The sequence below is a fragment of the Candidatus Villigracilis sp. genome, from assembly GCF_057083605.1.
Window position 1 is genome coordinate 1 of the sequence record NZ_JBXMTI010000035.1, and the last position, 14,139, is coordinate 14,139.

Genomic DNA, 14,139 nt, shown 5'->3' on the forward strand with positions numbered 1-14,139 from the left:
TAAGGATTTTGCAACACAGCAGACACAACAATGCGATGAATATCCACCAGGTATGGGTGGCATGAGATCAGCGTCACTCTGGCATCCGGCGTAGGAGCCATAACCTCGACTGCACTTGGATCGACCATCTGGGAACCAGTAATGACATAAGTATATTTCCTCTGGCTGGCAAATAGGAGGACCAGATCCCCTGGCTTGAGTTGATCCAAATAGCGGAAGACTTCCCCGAAGGCATCATTATGACCCGATAAGACGATATTGCCATCCTCACCGGGATTTGGTGTTCCAATGTGTTGGGCCACACCCTTCTTGAGCTGCTCCCAACCATCACCCTGCACAACCGGCGCGTCCACATTGATGGCAGGAATCTGAATCCGTAGCGCCTGTCGATTGCCTGGAGTGGGAATCGGAACATTTAATATTGACTGATATATGGGGCGCAAATGTTCCGGTATTTCGGCCTCATTGGGTTGAACATCACCCGTTTCATTGGGTGGTGTGTGACCATTCGGCAACACCACTTCTCCAACCAGAGGAGTGGGCTCAAGTGTGGGCTGTTGAAGTGCGGCGGCGACTGTCCGATTTAAGGTGCCCAGCATTGATAAGACGCCTAATATCACAGAAATCAACCCGATAATCGACAAACACTCCATCCCGAATAGGAGCCGGTTTAACCAGTGGTGCTGCGAGGCTTGTTCATCGTGGACTTTGGTTCGTTTAAATAATGACTCGGTTCTAGAATCTCCCATTGTGTTTGTTTCCCCGACAAGTGGGATCACTCTTCCAGTACGGTGAAAGTGTTCCAATCGGATGGTACGCACTGCCCGGCGCTTTTCCAAAAGTAAATAACGTATCTGTTTTACCGTAAGGTCTTCCAGGCGTTTTCTTCTCATCCGTCTCCCTGGCATTTTTATTTGCCTGCATATCACGTATTTCAATGTTTAGGCGACTTTTTCCTCAACGCTGACTTTTGTGCCACCAGGCCATTCGATGGTGACATCCCCCGGATCATACGGGACCTGAGGCAGGCTCCAGCGAAACACCCATTTCGCATCCTCAGGCCTGGCATTGACGCACCCGCGTGAAGATGGTTCTCCATAGTTGTTATGCCAGAATGTGGAGTGTATGGCAACGCCTGTTCCAACGAACAAACTTACCCAGCCGACCGCTGGAAGACTCCAGCCTGCCGAAGCACTGCCTCCGCTCAATGGTAGAGAGATCGTCTTTCGCCAAATGGGTGACTCGCCAACCGGCGTCGCCCATGCATCTACACGATTGCCTGCGGCGTCATACAACGCACCACTCGAAATTTTCGCAAAATAGACTTCAATATTCCCCTCGAAACAGGACATGGTTTGCTCCCAAATTTTCACGATGATACGTTTCTGAGCAGGGTCTACATCAGGGCTGATGGGAGACATCTCTTCGGCCGTCAGTGGGCGGAAGGCCTCGGCCTGCCCCCAGAATAGATCACCGGAACCATATTTCTCATTGAGTCGATACCATGTTTGCCCGTTTTCATCGGTTCGGATTTGATCCACCCAGACGATTTGGCTGAAGAAAAATCGTGCAGGCAATCCAATCGACTCGCGATATTGCAACCATGGTGCGCGTGCGGGTGGATTATCAAGAACCAAATCGACATAAGGAATTGTGACTTCGGCCCACATGCCTGGACCGAGACTCGTCTGAGGCAGGTTCGCAATCGGGATATTGGGCTGATCTAATACTGGTTGAACGTAGCCTCCCCAGACGAATCCATAAGGCGTTTCCACAAAACGCTGATTGATGCGGCCGGGCATTGACCCAACCATCTCTCGAACCCAGGGAACAATACTGTCCTCATACAACACGCCGACAATCTGACTGCTGGCGTCGGGTCTTGTAAAAACATCCATCTTGCCAACTGTGATGCGGCCAAGTTGATCTGCCTGTGGGAATTCGGGCAGGGCCAGTTTTGCAAACGGGCGGAACCCCACCGCCCCCGCACTGAGTGCGGCCAGTTTGAGAAAATCGCGTCGCGAGAAAAAAGAGCCACTGCCCGCTATTTGACGCTTCAACATTGTCTTCTATCTATGAAGTCCGTTTGACGGCTGGCAACTGAATGTACAAATTACCGTCTTCGATTTTTGTTTCAAATTCATCCAACGGGCGCGGCGGGGGACCACTGACGACATATCCGTGTTTGTCGAAAACTCCATTATGACAAGGACTAAAGAATTGCTCGCGTTCGGCAATCCAGCGGACACGGCAGCCAAGATGAGTGCATATATTCGACAGCGCATGATAGTTGCGTCCGTCCTCAGTTAGAACATAGACACCCACTTCTTCTTCATCTACTATCCAACCGTCCTGGCGTGTCACCCTGGGTTTTAGGAGTGTGGGTGTTCCTAATTCAATGGTTGATATAGAACTGACCTTTATCCAGTTAGCCTCATCCTGTTTTAGGGCGGGGCCAATGATGTAAGCAATGGCGGGAATACCTAATGCGGAGCCAATCAGACCACCGATCAGTGAAATGGCCACTTTCATGGCATCTCGCCGTGAGATATCTTTGTGCTCTTCCATTTGATTCTCCATTTATGAAGTTCGTTTATATGCGGGCAGCCGAATGTATAGATTGCCATTTTCGATTTCTGTAATAAATTCATCCAACGGGCGCGGAGGTGGGCCGCTGACGTTTTTGCCCGCAATATCGAAGTGTCCATCATGGCAGGGGCTGATGTAGTGCTGTTGATCAGGATGCCACGAGACTCGACAGGCAAGATGGGTGCAAATGTCTGAAAATACTCGCACATCATTCTCGGTCTTACGCAGAACATAAACTCCATAACTCATGCCTGTTCTTTCCCAACCGTTTACTTTGGTACGTGTAAATTCAAACAAGGTGGGAATCCCGATGGGATATGTGTCGAGCGGGCCGAGATCGACCACCGATTCATCCTCCGTTTTCCGAAGGGAAGGCGAAAGCAGATAGGCAATGGAGGGTAGTCCGATGGATACACCGATCAAGCTGCCGATAAAAGCAGTGGTTGTTTTGATGAAATCACGGCGGCTGAGGTCTTGTTTATGAGCCATGCCAGTTCCTTTACCTGATTTTTTTATTTCAGATCCCATTCAAAAATGCGCGTGGGGGCATCTACATCGATGATAGTGAGAGTCAGTTTTGTGGCATCTTCGAGGATGGGTTTGCCATCTTTTGTCGCGGGAAAGATCAACTTGCCTTCCACATGATGACCGCCGCGCGGTGCGTCCCAGAGAGTTGCATCCACGCTGACACCTGTATCAGTTGTGAGTGTGGCTACACTTGCAAGGTCCATGCTCAAGTCAATTGAGTGGGTGGTCAGTGCTACATCGAACTCGAGTGTGTCAGTTAGCGAGGCAAGGTTGTCGGGGGTGATTTCAAAGATAATCGCACCTTGCTCGTCAATGCGGGCGTTGGAAGAGGAATCGGACTCCGTCGAAACAGGATCAGGCTTGTCCTGAGCAGGGTCGAAGGGTTGAGGTGGGGTTTGATCCGAGGTGGAAACTGTAGAACAAGCGGCCAGGATAAGAGTCAGGGTTAAGAGAAGGGGTAGGATTAAACGTTTCATTCGGTCTCCAAAACGGATTGTAATTTTTGGACAGGTTGTAATTTCTGCCGCTCACGATAAAGAATGACTAGCATGACGATAATGCCAATGATGTTCAATCCAAAACTAACGAGCATGAATGGGCGCTGATAGCGGGTGAGGTAAGTGGCGGCGGCACTCAGGCCCAGGATTGGCAGAACATCGGTAACGTGATGGAGGCAGCAGGCAACCATCGCGGTAACCGATGTGCCACCGTTAGTTCCCATCAGCACGCCTGTGTGCCCCGTGGATGTAGTTGGAATGAACAGGCGGAAGCGCAAGATGGAATAGAGCGAAGCCTGAACGCCAAAGCCAATCCAGATCGGTACAACATACCAACGGTTGAGCAGGAATTGACTGGCGGCATATTCCCAATCTTGCGCCCAGGTGATGATGCCGAAATAAAAGCCTGCGATAAGCGAAGAGCCAAGCAGGAATGCGGCGGGTGGAATTAGATAACGTTTCACAATAACATTTCCTTTTTGTTTATGATAGTCTTTATGCCTGTGTACGTCTTGCGCCAGATTGCTATCAAAGCGATAAGCATTTTTGCTTATGCTATTCATCAATTGTTTTTATGAATGATTTTTTAAGTTCTTTCTGGGAAGAACTGGTCGGGGAAAAGGTTGGAGGAAATTACCTGGCATGGGAACGACTGCTCTACACAAATGGGGCTATTTATGAGCAAAAATGCCTGTATGATGCCGAGTAAGTTGGCTCTTAGCAGAGTGGTCTATTCATGTGATAATTGAGTCCAACAAAGGAGATAGAAAACATGACAACAACAGTTCACGACCCCGTTTGCCACATGGACATTGACCCCGCTACCGCCGCTGGCACATCCGAGTATAAAGGGCAGATGTATTACTTCTGCTCGCTGGGTTGTAAGAAATCCTTCGACAAGGAGCCCGAGAAATATCTCGGCAAAGCTGACGAACACACATATCATCACTAATATCTCTTCCACCCCTTTAAAGGCCTGTCATTTAGACAGGCCTTTTTTCTTGTTTACAAACGAGTCTTGTATAAGCAAAAAAGCCTACTCTGCAATGCGATAAACGGCGCTTAGATATTCCCGATCAAAGCCATACAATGAGGAGTGAGTTGAAATTTCAGAGCCTGATCATGTTCAAAAGATTTGTAAGTCACTTCGATGATATGGCGCTTGCCATCCTTATATGGTTGTGCGCTCTTCCATTGGTGGGATTGTTGATTCTTCCCTTCTTCGGATTGAAATTCAGCCTGCTGGTCACGGCGGGATTACTGATCGCTATTCTTGCAGTTTGCTGGGGCATCTGCTCTTGGAAAATTTTTAAGTCGTGAGGTCTTAGATCATTATGTTCACAGTTTCCATTGACCCAATCATTTTCAATATTGGCCACTTTGCCGTGCGTTGGTACGGCATCATTCTCATGATCGCTATGGGAATAGGTATCTGGCTGACGGTGCGCGAAGCCGAACGCAAAGGCTTCAAGAAGGATGACGTCTACGATGCCGCCGTCTGGATCATCGTCAGCGGATTGCTCGGGGCACGCTTATTTCATGTGCTCGATCATTGGTCGGATGAGTACGCGGTCAATCCCATCCGCGCGCTCTACATCTGGGAGGGTGGGCTGGCGATTTGGGGTGCACTCATTGGCGGGTTGATAGCTGGCGCTCTGATCGCCTGGCGACGCGGCTGGCGTTTCCCTAAATTGCTGGATGCAGCCGCACCAGGCCTGGTTCTGGCACAAGCCATTGGCCGCATTGCATGTGTGATTACAGGTGATGCGATGGGAAAACCAACCGATGGCCCCTTCGGTTTTGCATATACCAACCCGAACGTGATGGTTCCGCAACTTGGGGTCTATTACACGCCCATGCCCGTTTATGAACTCGTGGTCAATCTGGGAATTTTCGCTGTGCTCTGGGGATTACGAAAACGCAACTGGCCCGACGGGAGGTTGTTTCTCGTCTATTTGACCCTCTATAGCCTTGAGCGTTTCTTTCTGGGTTTCACCAGTTCGTATCGCATCATCGCCTTTGGGCTGGCGCAATCGCAGATCATTGCCGTGTTTGGGTTCGCCATTGGACTGGCTTTGCTGGCATGGACGCAGCGCGGGTTATTAAGTAAACAAACAATCTAAGGAGAAAAAAATGGACGAAAATTGTTACGTTGAACCAATCTACAAAACCGCTTCAATGGATCAGATTCAAAAATCAGACATTGCAACCCTGGCTGTTTGGGGCATGGGATGCGAGAACTGTGTTACACGCGTCCGCAACAGCCTGCTTTCGCTGGAAGGTGTATATGGCGTGGATGTGTTCCTGAACATGGCGGTGGCTGAGGTCCGCTACGACAGCAAGAAGCTTTCACCCGATGTATTGGTGAACGCAGTATCCAGCGCTGGCAATGATGGCCGCCACAAATATCGCGCGGAACTGATGGCAGCAGAGTAATTCAGCCAAGTTTCCAAAGGATTTATAAAATGAAAAAATCTCCCCGCACAACTCGCAAAGAAGCTCGTAGACGACAGAGCCGTATTCGTTCAGCGATCTTTGTGGTGATCGTTGTCGGTGTACTGGGACTCGCTGGCTATTATCTCAAGTCGGCCTTCTTCCGCCCTCCGCTTGAGTCGATGGCAGGCAATGTGATCGATGTGGAAGCCTCCATGAGCGGCTTTGATAAAACCGAGATTCGTATCAAAGCTGGCCAGCCTGTGACCATCCGCCTGACTAGTTTGGATAACGAGCATCATACCGATGGCGGTGGAAAGCATCAATGGGCTGTGGATGAACTGGATGTGAACATCATCGCTCAACCCGAAAGTTCAAATTATGTGACCTTCACGCCCGATAAGGCAGGTTCATTCACTTTCTATTGTGACATCTGTTGTGGCGGGAAAGCCAATCCCACCATGAATGGCCAGATCATTGTCGAGGGGTAATATGGCAATTACTTCACCCCTTCGCCGCATCATCATTCTTTCTGCATTGACTATTGTAGCAATGGGTGCGATAGCATTGACAGGCTTATGGCATCCCAACGCGCCGACCGAAGCCATGCAGATGTACCTGCCTGCAATCACCCTGCCCACTGTCATCGTAGCCGCGGCGGTTGATGGAATCAATCCGTGCGCGTTTACCGTCCTGCTGCTCTTCATCACGGCTATGCTAGCGACCATGCAGGCGGGCGGGCAGGGCATCAATGTCATTCGAGTGCGATTGCTCAGCCAGGGCGGCATCTACATCGCCGCCGTTTTCCTAACCTATCTCGCGCTGGGTGTGGGCCTGCTTAAAACATTGGATTTCTTTACGCGTCAACATCTCCCCGCTCGGATCGGCGCGCTCGCCGCCATCCTGTTCGGTTTATGGATGCTCAAAGACTTCTTTCTCCCAGACTTGGGATGGCGATTACAGGCCCCGTCTCAAATCGGGAGAACGGCTCAAGAGATGGCGAAAAAGGCCACCGTCCCCGCCTTGATCGTGGGAGGCTTTCTAATCGGTTTGTGCACCGTGCCATGCAGTGGAGCAGTTTATCTTGGCGTGCTTAGTCTGCTTGCACTCCAGCCCTCGGCATTTCTTGGATATAGTTACCTCGTGCTTTACAACTTGATTTTTGTCCTGCCGCTGGTTGTTATCCTCATTGCCGCATCCGCACGCCCGACTTTGAATCGCCTCGCGCATTGGAATCTACATCACAAAGAATGGATGCGGCTGGCATTAGGAGGCGGGGTCGTTGTGATGGGACTCGTGATTTTGGCAACAGTGTGACCGTCCAATCTTCAAGAGACCTTTGACCCATCTTCACCATCTCTTTACAAACGTTGTTTATACTGAAAACATAACATACGAAAGGAGACATATACCATGATGGGCTTTGGATTTCTCTTCATGCTCGCGCTAATCGCTTTGCCAGTTGTTCTCGTAGTAGTACTGGTAGCCAAACTCAGCAGCAATAAATAACATTGTTACATCTTCTCCTCCTGCGGGGCTGTCCTCAAAAGACAGCCCTATTTTTGTTAAACACGAAGTATATAAAGAGCACCAAGGTTTTAAACCTTGGTGTACTTCGCGCCCTTTGTGTTTAGTGTATTTCTGCTCCTCACCATAAGCGAAAATGCCTACCTTCCAATGGTGGATTTGGCGCTTAGTCTTTAACACCCCTCCGTCTATACTGGGAACAACAGAAAGTACACAATGAGCACGTTAATGCCTTTTTTAGCTCTGGATCAAACTTGCGAGCAGGTTCTGGCATGGGTCAACCGACTGGTAACCGGCGCTGGCTTCCGTGCAGTGCAGACCTTTGATCTACAGGTGGCTCGCCTGGCTCATCCCGATTGTCCCTGCCCACATCATGAAACCGATGACTGTAATTGCCAGATGATTGTCCTGTTAGTCTACGGGAATCAAGGCGACCCTGCCACACTGGTCATCCATGGACAGGATGGCAAAACCTGGCTTTCCATCGCAGTCCCAGTGGGCGGGCATGGAAATCACCATTTGGAAGCGACCATCCGTCGCACCCTTGTGCCTCACCGCGTTAACACATCATCACCGATTGAGGTGGTTCATGAAACCCGATCAACGGTCTGAAATCATCCGCCGTTTACGTTGCGCAGCGGGACATTTGAACGCAGTAATCGAAATGGCGGAAGCAGGCCAGCCCTGCGAGCAGGTGCTTCACCAACTTGGCGCAGTTGATGCGGCCATCCGCGCGGCTGGATCAAAACTGATTATTTGTCAGGCTCAATCTATCCAAACCATTATTCTAGACAGTTCTTCGCCTAAACAACGGCTTGCCGAATTACAACATCTCCAATCCTTGTATACGATTTTCCTCCACTATCCAAACCATCACATCGAGGTTTCTCATGAGTAACACTCTTACTGAAATATCCCTGCCCATCTCTGGTATGACCTGCGCCTCCTGCGTCTCGCATGTGGAAAGCGCACTTAAAGAATTACCGGGAATATCGAACGTAGTCGTCAGCCTGGCGACCAACAAAGCGACTCTCTCTTACGATCCCCAACGTATCAAACTGGATGATATGCGGCTTGCCGTTGAAGATGTCGGCTATTCCATCCCGACTGCTGAACTGACTCTCGATATACGCGGCATGACTTGCGCTTCGTGTGTGGATCATGTGGAAGGGGCTTTGCGTGAACTGAATGGAGTGACCGCTTCTGTCGTGAACCTTGGGCTGGGCACTGCTAAAGTGACCTTTATCCCCGGGTTGGTTTTAGTCAGCGCCATGAAGCGCTCCGTGCGCGAAGTGGGCTACGAGGCACAGGAACGCAGTGAGGGCACAGATGCCCTCGACCGCGAACGCAAGGTGCGCGAAGACGAAATAAAAATTCAAGGACGCAACCTGATCATCGCGGGAACGATTGGCCTAGTCGTCATGATCGGCACATTCTACGAAATGCTTGGGCCGCTCAAAGCCTTCGTTCCCGTTTGGCTTTCTTATAAATGGGCCATTGGTTTATTGACCACACCAGTTGTATTTGGGCCGGGACGGCAGTTCTTCTCCAACTCTTGGCGCGGACTCAAGCATGGTGTCACGGATATGAACCTGCTCTACGCAACCGGTATCGGTGCAGCCTATGGCATTGCAGTCATTAACACCTTATTTCCCAAAGCTGGATTCGGCGGCGAAGGCGCAACCTTCTTCGAGAGCGCGGCGTTACTGACTGGTTTCATCATCCTGGGCCGCTGGCTTGAGGCTTTAACGCGGGGTAAAACGTCAGAGGCGATTCGCAAATTGATGAAGCTCCAGCCCAAAGTCGCGCGCGTGATGCGAAATGATAGAGAGGAGGAAATTCCCGCAGACGAGGTCGAACCTGGGGATGTGATCCTTGTCCGCCCTGGTGAATCCATCGCGGTGGATGGTCAGGTATTCGAAGGTTATTCAGCAGTTGATGAATCGATGTTGACTGGTGAAAGCTTGCCTGTTGAAAAGAAGTCAGGCGATGCGGTGATTGGTGGGACGCTTAACAAAACTGGCGCCTTCAAGTTCAAAGCGACACGTATTGGCAAAGAGACCGCGCTCGCGCAGATCATAAAACTGGTTGAAGATGCGCAAGCCAGCAAAGCGCCAATCCAAAAACTGGCCGACTGGGTGGCGGGGCATTTTATTTTGGGTGTGCATTTGCTGGCTGTGGTCGTGTTCATCTTCTGGTTCTTCTTTGGATACCAAATGTTCTTCGATCCAAATTCGAGCTTCATCCTGTCGCCCTACAAACTGGGTGAGATCGGCGTGTTTGGGTTCTCATTATTGCTGAGTGTTACAGTGTTGGTCATCTCCTGCCCATGTGCGGTGGGGCTGGCAACTCCATCTGCCATGATGGCTGGGACAGGCAAGGGTGCGGAATTTGGTGTGCTCTTCAAAGGTGCCGAAGCCATCGAGAACACCAGCAAGTTGCAGACCATTGTGTTCGACAAGACGGGAACGTTGACCAAAGGTGAACCATCGGTGACGGATGTAGTAGCAGGTTACGAATGGAAACTGGAGTGCCAGAAGCTTTCATCCACAACCTTGCAAACTGAAAATGTTCTCCGACTTGCCGCTATCGCTGAGAAAAATTCGGAACATCCATTGGGTGAAGCAATCGTGCATGGAGCAGAAAGTCGCGGTTTGGAAGTCGTCGAACCCGATTCATTCAACTCCATTCCGGGTCATGGTGTGGAGGCAAAAGTTGAAGGAACAGAGATCCTGCTCGGCAACCGCAAGTTGATGAAGGAACGTGATGTGGATTTCTCAGCCATGATATCGCAAGCGGAAGCGCTGGAAGTTGACGGCAAGACCGTCATGTTTGTGGCAGTTGATGCGCAACCTGCCGGTCTCATCGCTGTTGCTGATACACTCAAGGAATATTCAGCCGAAGCAATAAAACATTTGCATAAACTCGGTCTCGAGGTGGTCATGATCACCGGCGACAACCGACGCACAGCGGAAGCCATTGCAAGAAAAGTTGGAATTGATCGTGTGCTTGCCGAAGTCCTGCCACAGGATAAAGCCGAAGAAGTGAAGAAGCTTCAGGCGCAGGGCAAAAAAGTTGCCATGGTGGGTGACGGTGTGAATGATGCCCCGGCGCTGGCTCAGGCCGAAGTTGGTATGGCAATTGGCTCAGGTACAGATGTAGCCAAGGAAACAGGTGACATTATCCTGATCAAGGATGATATCCGCGATGTGGTGGTTGCGTTGGAAGTGGCCAAGGCTACGATGCGCAAGGTCAAGCAGAACTTGTTCTGGGCCTTCTTCTATAACACACTGGGAATTCCTCTGGGAGCTGGTTTATTTTATGCTTTCGCCTCAGTTGTCATCAGCCCCGAACTAGCTGGCTTGATGATGGCTGTTAGCTCCATCTCGGTGACACTCAACACACTTCTGTTGAAAGGCTTCAAACCGTCAGTCGCACGCGGACACAAACCCCGACAGGGAAGTGGCACTTCACAATTGCGCCCTGCCACAGCTTCGGTTGGAAATGATTGATTGACTGTGTGAACCGTCCCGCAGGTTTATTCCTAAAGCAGTTTGTACCCAGTAATCTACGGGATGTTCTTCACATGGCTATGCAATAAATTAAAAGGAAATCAAGCATGGAACACGAACAAGTCGAAAAGGAAATAGCCCGGAAGAGTGCGTTTATTTATTTGCCGATTTCAATTGGCTCGGCATTGCTTTTTCTTCTGGCAACCGCATTCAGCGGTGACTACCCGATCACAACACGCATAGGTGGGATGGTCTGGATTGGCTTATTGACTCTGATCGTTTCAATGCCAATCGTTATTTCACGAGTCAAGAAACAGCTTCAAGGCAAGCTGTAATGATTTCCGGCTAAAAGACCGACTCACCCAAAGATTAATATTATGGATCTGCCTTTTTCACGCCGCGACTTTCTCAAAGCTTCGAGCGCTGGCCTGCTGGGGCTGTTTCTGGCAGACCTGCGCCTTGACCTTGTCCTTGCTGCTGGAACTCCCAAACAGGGGCGCATCACGTTGAGCGGCGTTGAACTATTAAGCGAACCATTCTATAATGCCAAAAAGATACGCGCCTTTGGCCGGGACGAGATTGTGGAAATTACCGCTGAAACTGAGGGCGACAAAGGCTATGGCAATCCATTCAATGCAACCTGGTACCTTGTTAACAATGAAGGTTACATCTACTCTGGCATGGCTCAACCGGTTGAAACGCTCCATCAACTTACTGTGATTGAATTGCCGGCGACAAACGTACTTGGTGAGATCACGGTTCCGTTGTGCGATACCCGGCGTGATCCGAGCATTCTGGCGAAACGCGGCTACCGTATTTATTATTCGACCACTCACTGGGTCACCGATGTAATTGTGAATCGCAGCGAGAAAAGCGCCTGGTACAAGATTTACGACCGCCAAATAAAGGAATCGCTTTATGTGCCGGCGCACGAGATGCGCCTGATAGCACCTGGTGAACTCGACCCGCTCTCCCCCGATGTACCGGAGAAGGATAAATACATTTATGTTGACCTGGCAAACCAGTTGGTGACGGCCTTTGAAGGTGAAAAACCTGTGCTGACAGTACGTTGTTCCAGCGGTAGTGAAGGAACAACCACGCCTGAGGGCGAGTTCCGCACCGATCACAAGGGACCCAGTATTCATATGACCAATGAAGGCGACGCCGACAGCAATATTTATCATTTGCCTGGTGTGCCCTGGGTTTCGTTCTTTACCGGCAGCGGTGTAGCCTTTCATGGCACGTACTGGCATAACGACTATGGCCGACCACGCAGCCGGGGCTGTGTGAACTTAACTCCAAGCGACGCGAAATTCATTTATCGCTGGACCCGGCCCCAAGTCCCGCCTGAAACGCAGTATCTATTAAAGCTGGGAGAGGGAACTTTGGTCAAAGTCGTCTCAACCACTTCATAAGCAGTTTTATATCCATCTCTTCAGGAGCAAAGTATGAGCAGAATCAAGGTTTCGAAAACCGCATCAACAAGTGAATCGCAGAAAAGTAGGGAATGGCCGGCTGTTGTATATTTTTGGTCATTTGGATTGGCAACCCTGAGTTATGCAGTCGCCAGAATGCTCCTGGATGGACAGCCGCATCCGTATCACTGGGGAGGTGCGTTAATTGGCGGCATCGTTGGGATTCCGCTTGGCTGGCTATGGTATCGCTGGCGTGGTGACCTTTTCTAGATTCTTTCAGAAGCCAACCCTGAATTTACGCATCGTATAATGTGGTGGATTCAGGACGTATCTTGTTGAAAAATTTATGGAATGATGCCCAATTGCTGAAGTTGTGTTAACGCCGGCTCGAAGTCCGGATGAACCTTAAGCGCGGAACGAAGATCTTTGATAGCCCCTTTAGCGTCGCCCGAAGCCTCACGTGCCAAAGCGCGCCAATAATAACTTTCCTCGAGAACCGGTTCGCTCATTGCATCCAGAGTTGTGCTGGCCAATTCGATGACATCCTGATATCGCCCGCTATAGTAATAAGCCCAATATGGCCCGGTCTGATACCACATCATGCGCCATGGTCGTTCTTTTTCTGGGATGTCTGGATAAAGCGCAAAGGCCTCATCATAAGCTGACGCAGCGCCTGAAAAATCCTGCAAGCTTACCAGGTTGGTGCCACGATTGAACCACGCGAAAAATTGATCCCGTCCATTGAGTGCGTAAATTTCATCAGATGCCTTTTGTGCAGCATAACGGTAGTTGAATTCCTCGTCTGCATGAGGACCTAAAATTTCCATGACGTCATCTTCGTTTTCAGACGGGTAAATCGCGAGGTAAGTGAAATTAAATGCCCGCCAGTATGACTCAAAATCTTCGTAGCCCATCCCTTGGTCGGGGCCGTAGTAGGAATCCTGGAATGTAAATTGCTGATCTGGATCGCTGTATCCGGTCACCAACACATAATGACCCATCCAGCCCTCGAAGTCGCGTCCCTCGAAACCTTTTTCGATAATGACTGGAAATCCTGCCGCTAAAAAGCGCTTGAGCAATTCAATTTCTCCACCGACCCTGAGTGCAACCTGCAACTGGGTATTTGATTCAACATAATCAGCCAGTTCATATGGCGCTACATTCTTGTCGCGTGGATTTGGCTTGGTAAAGTCCGCGATGATACGCTGGTTGCCATCCCACTTCCAATACGAAAGTGCCATCGCCAGAGTGGCGGGACCGCAGTTATTCCAGGTCTGGTATTCATGCCGGACACCTGTGAGCCGTATACTTTTCGGAATCGGTGTTAATGTTTGGGTTGGAGTAGGCTGTGGAAGGTTTGATGGTGCATCTGGTGTTGAATTGGTGGGAATAGGAGTTGATTGAATGACAGCCCCGGTTTGCGAAACTGCATCTTCCTCAGGGACAAAGATCACTTCTTCTGGAGGCGAAAGAGCGTACTTGATGCGCGCCATCAACTCGGCTACCCGCCAGCCGACTCGTTCCTGAACCGTAGGCAAACGATAAATTGCAGGAATTCCCAGGATAACTATAATAAATAGAATCAAGAAAGAACTGGAAAATTTAAGTTTTTTCATTCAACACCGCTAATATTTCTCG

The 14,139-nt window shown here is 50.0% G+C and carries 19 protein-coding genes; 12 read left to right on the forward strand and 7 right to left on the reverse strand.

Annotated features, from left to right (window positions below):
* The 6 genes from AC14M5_RS05690 to AC14M5_RS05715 form a co-directional block, all read right to left on the reverse strand.
* Nucleotides 1–599: sortase (locus tag AC14M5_RS05690; RefSeq protein WP_484028674.1), on the reverse strand; the 599-nt coding region annotated here is incomplete at its 3' end.
* Nucleotides 600–941: 342 nt separating this feature from the next.
* Nucleotides 942–2,063 carry a L,D-transpeptidase gene (locus tag AC14M5_RS05695; RefSeq protein ID WP_484028675.1) on the reverse strand — a complete coding sequence of 374 codons (1,122 nt, stop codon included), beginning with the start codon at nt 2,061–2,063 and terminating at the stop codon, nt 942–944.
* Nucleotides 2,064–2,073: 10 nt separating this feature from the next.
* Nucleotides 2,074–2,568, reverse strand: coding sequence for a QcrA and Rieske domain-containing protein (locus tag AC14M5_RS05700; protein ID WP_484028676.1), 495 nt, complete (start codon nt 2,566–2,568; stop codon nt 2,074–2,076).
* Between the two features lie 12 nt (nt 2,569–2,580).
* Nucleotides 2,581–3,078, reverse strand: coding sequence for a QcrA and Rieske domain-containing protein (locus AC14M5_RS05705; protein ID WP_484028677.1), 498 nt, complete (start codon nt 3,076–3,078; stop codon nt 2,581–2,583).
* 23 nt (nt 3,079–3,101) lie between these two features.
* Nucleotides 3,102–3,593, reverse strand: a complete 492-nt coding sequence (locus tag AC14M5_RS05710) for a hypothetical protein (protein WP_484028678.1) — start codon at nt 3,591–3,593, stop codon at nt 3,102–3,104.
* A complete protein-coding gene (locus AC14M5_RS05715; RefSeq protein WP_484028679.1) occupies nt 3,590–4,078 on the reverse strand; it encodes a hypothetical protein in 489 nt (162 codons plus the stop codon). Before AC14M5_RS05715 ends, AC14M5_RS05710 begins: the two co-directional genes overlap by 4 nt.
* Nucleotides 4,079–4,386: 308 nt before the next feature.
* Between AC14M5_RS05715 and AC14M5_RS05720 the strand changes: the two genes are divergently transcribed.
* From AC14M5_RS05720 to AC14M5_RS05775, 12 genes are all read left to right on the forward strand, one after another.
* Complete coding sequence (locus tag AC14M5_RS05720) at nt 4,387–4,566, forward strand: YHS domain-containing protein (RefSeq protein ID WP_484028680.1); 180 nt, start codon at nt 4,387–4,389, stop codon at nt 4,564–4,566.
* A gap of 149 nt (nt 4,567–4,715) precedes the next feature.
* Nucleotides 4,716–4,934 carry a hypothetical protein gene (locus AC14M5_RS05725; RefSeq protein ID WP_484028681.1) on the forward strand — a complete coding sequence of 73 codons (219 nt, stop codon included), beginning with the start codon at nt 4,716–4,718 and terminating at the stop codon, nt 4,932–4,934.
* A gap of 14 nt (nt 4,935–4,948) precedes the next feature.
* On the forward strand, nt 4,949–5,737 hold the full coding sequence (lgt, locus tag AC14M5_RS05730) for a prolipoprotein diacylglyceryl transferase (RefSeq protein ID WP_484028682.1): 789 nt from the start codon (nt 4,949–4,951) through the stop codon (nt 5,735–5,737).
* A 10-nt stretch (nt 5,738–5,747) separates the two neighbouring features.
* Nucleotides 5,748–6,050, forward strand: a complete 303-nt coding sequence (locus AC14M5_RS05735; protein ID WP_484028683.1) for a heavy-metal-associated domain-containing protein — start codon at nt 5,748–5,750, stop codon at nt 6,048–6,050.
* A 29-nt stretch (nt 6,051–6,079) separates the two neighbouring features.
* A complete protein-coding gene (locus tag AC14M5_RS05740; RefSeq protein ID WP_484028684.1) occupies nt 6,080–6,538 on the forward strand; it encodes a cupredoxin domain-containing protein in 459 nt (152 codons plus the stop codon).
* A 1-nt stretch (nt 6,539) separates the two neighbouring features.
* A complete protein-coding gene (locus tag AC14M5_RS05745; protein ID WP_484028685.1) occupies nt 6,540–7,364 on the forward strand; it encodes a cytochrome c biogenesis CcdA family protein in 825 nt (274 codons plus the stop codon).
* Between the two features lie 438 nt (nt 7,365–7,802).
* On the forward strand, nt 7,803–8,186 hold the full coding sequence (locus AC14M5_RS05750) for a hypothetical protein (protein WP_484028686.1): 384 nt from the start codon (nt 7,803–7,805) through the stop codon (nt 8,184–8,186).
* Nucleotides 8,164–8,472: a metal-sensitive transcriptional regulator gene (locus tag AC14M5_RS05755; protein WP_484028687.1), complete on the forward strand. Its 309-nt coding sequence runs from the start codon at nt 8,164–8,166 to the stop codon at nt 8,470–8,472. Before AC14M5_RS05750 ends, AC14M5_RS05755 begins: the two co-directional genes overlap by 23 nt.
* Complete coding sequence (locus AC14M5_RS05760) at nt 8,465–11,086, forward strand: heavy metal translocating P-type ATPase (protein ID WP_484028688.1); 2,622 nt, start codon at nt 8,465–8,467, stop codon at nt 11,084–11,086. Before AC14M5_RS05755 ends, AC14M5_RS05760 begins: the two co-directional genes overlap by 8 nt.
* Nucleotides 11,087–11,193: 107 nt before the next feature.
* Entirely contained in the window at nt 11,194–11,421 is a 228-nt protein-coding gene (locus tag AC14M5_RS05765) for a hypothetical protein (protein WP_484028689.1), read from the forward strand.
* Between the two features lie 42 nt (nt 11,422–11,463).
* Nucleotides 11,464–12,501, forward strand: a complete 1,038-nt coding sequence (locus AC14M5_RS05770) for a L,D-transpeptidase (RefSeq protein ID WP_484028690.1) — start codon at nt 11,464–11,466, stop codon at nt 12,499–12,501.
* 33 nt (nt 12,502–12,534) lie between these two features.
* On the forward strand, nt 12,535–12,771 hold the full coding sequence (locus AC14M5_RS05775; protein ID WP_484028691.1) for a hypothetical protein: 237 nt from the start codon (nt 12,535–12,537) through the stop codon (nt 12,769–12,771).
* Between the two features lie 74 nt (nt 12,772–12,845).
* On the opposite strand, the gene AC14M5_RS05780 is transcribed toward AC14M5_RS05775, so the two are convergent.
* A complete protein-coding gene (locus AC14M5_RS05780; protein ID WP_484028692.1) occupies nt 12,846–14,117 on the reverse strand; it encodes a C39 family peptidase in 1,272 nt (423 codons plus the stop codon).
* Between the last annotated feature and the right edge of the window lie 22 nt (nt 14,118–14,139).

Bases quoted from the DNA above. Each gene is read 5' to 3' on its own strand.
- AC14M5_RS05695 (WP_484028675.1), bottom strand. From the start codon at position 2,063: ATGTTGAAGCGTCAAATAGCGGGCAGTGGCTCTTTTTTCTCGCGACGC.
- AC14M5_RS05700 (WP_484028676.1), bottom strand. From the start codon at position 2,568: ATGGAAGAGCACAAAGATATCTCACGGCGAGATGCCATGAAAGTGGCC.
- AC14M5_RS05705 (WP_484028677.1), bottom strand. From the start codon at position 3,078: ATGGCTCATAAACAAGACCTCAGCCGCCGTGATTTCATCAAAACAACC.
- AC14M5_RS05710 (WP_484028678.1), bottom strand. From the start codon at position 3,593: ATGAAACGTTTAATCCTACCCCTTCTCTTAACCCTGACTCTTATCCTG.
- AC14M5_RS05720 (WP_484028680.1), top strand. From the start codon at position 4,387: ATGACAACAACAGTTCACGACCCCGTTTGCCACATGGACATTGACCCC.
- lgt (WP_484028682.1), top strand. From the start codon at position 4,949: ATGTTCACAGTTTCCATTGACCCAATCATTTTCAATATTGGCCACTTT.
- AC14M5_RS05735 (WP_484028683.1), top strand. From the start codon at position 5,748: ATGGACGAAAATTGTTACGTTGAACCAATCTACAAAACCGCTTCAATG.
- AC14M5_RS05740 (WP_484028684.1), top strand. From the start codon at position 6,080: ATGAAAAAATCTCCCCGCACAACTCGCAAAGAAGCTCGTAGACGACAG.
- AC14M5_RS05745 (WP_484028685.1), top strand. From the start codon at position 6,540: ATGGCAATTACTTCACCCCTTCGCCGCATCATCATTCTTTCTGCATTG.
- AC14M5_RS05750 (WP_484028686.1), top strand. From the start codon at position 7,803: ATGCCTTTTTTAGCTCTGGATCAAACTTGCGAGCAGGTTCTGGCATGG.
- AC14M5_RS05755 (WP_484028687.1), top strand. From the start codon at position 8,164: ATGAAACCCGATCAACGGTCTGAAATCATCCGCCGTTTACGTTGCGCA.
- AC14M5_RS05760 (WP_484028688.1), top strand. From the start codon at position 8,465: ATGAGTAACACTCTTACTGAAATATCCCTGCCCATCTCTGGTATGACC.
- AC14M5_RS05765 (WP_484028689.1), top strand. From the start codon at position 11,194: ATGGAACACGAACAAGTCGAAAAGGAAATAGCCCGGAAGAGTGCGTTT.
- AC14M5_RS05770 (WP_484028690.1), top strand. From the start codon at position 11,464: ATGGATCTGCCTTTTTCACGCCGCGACTTTCTCAAAGCTTCGAGCGCT.
- AC14M5_RS05775 (WP_484028691.1), top strand. From the start codon at position 12,535: ATGAGCAGAATCAAGGTTTCGAAAACCGCATCAACAAGTGAATCGCAG.
- AC14M5_RS05780 (WP_484028692.1), bottom strand. From the start codon at position 14,117: ATGAAAAAACTTAAATTTTCCAGTTCTTTCTTGATTCTATTTATTATA.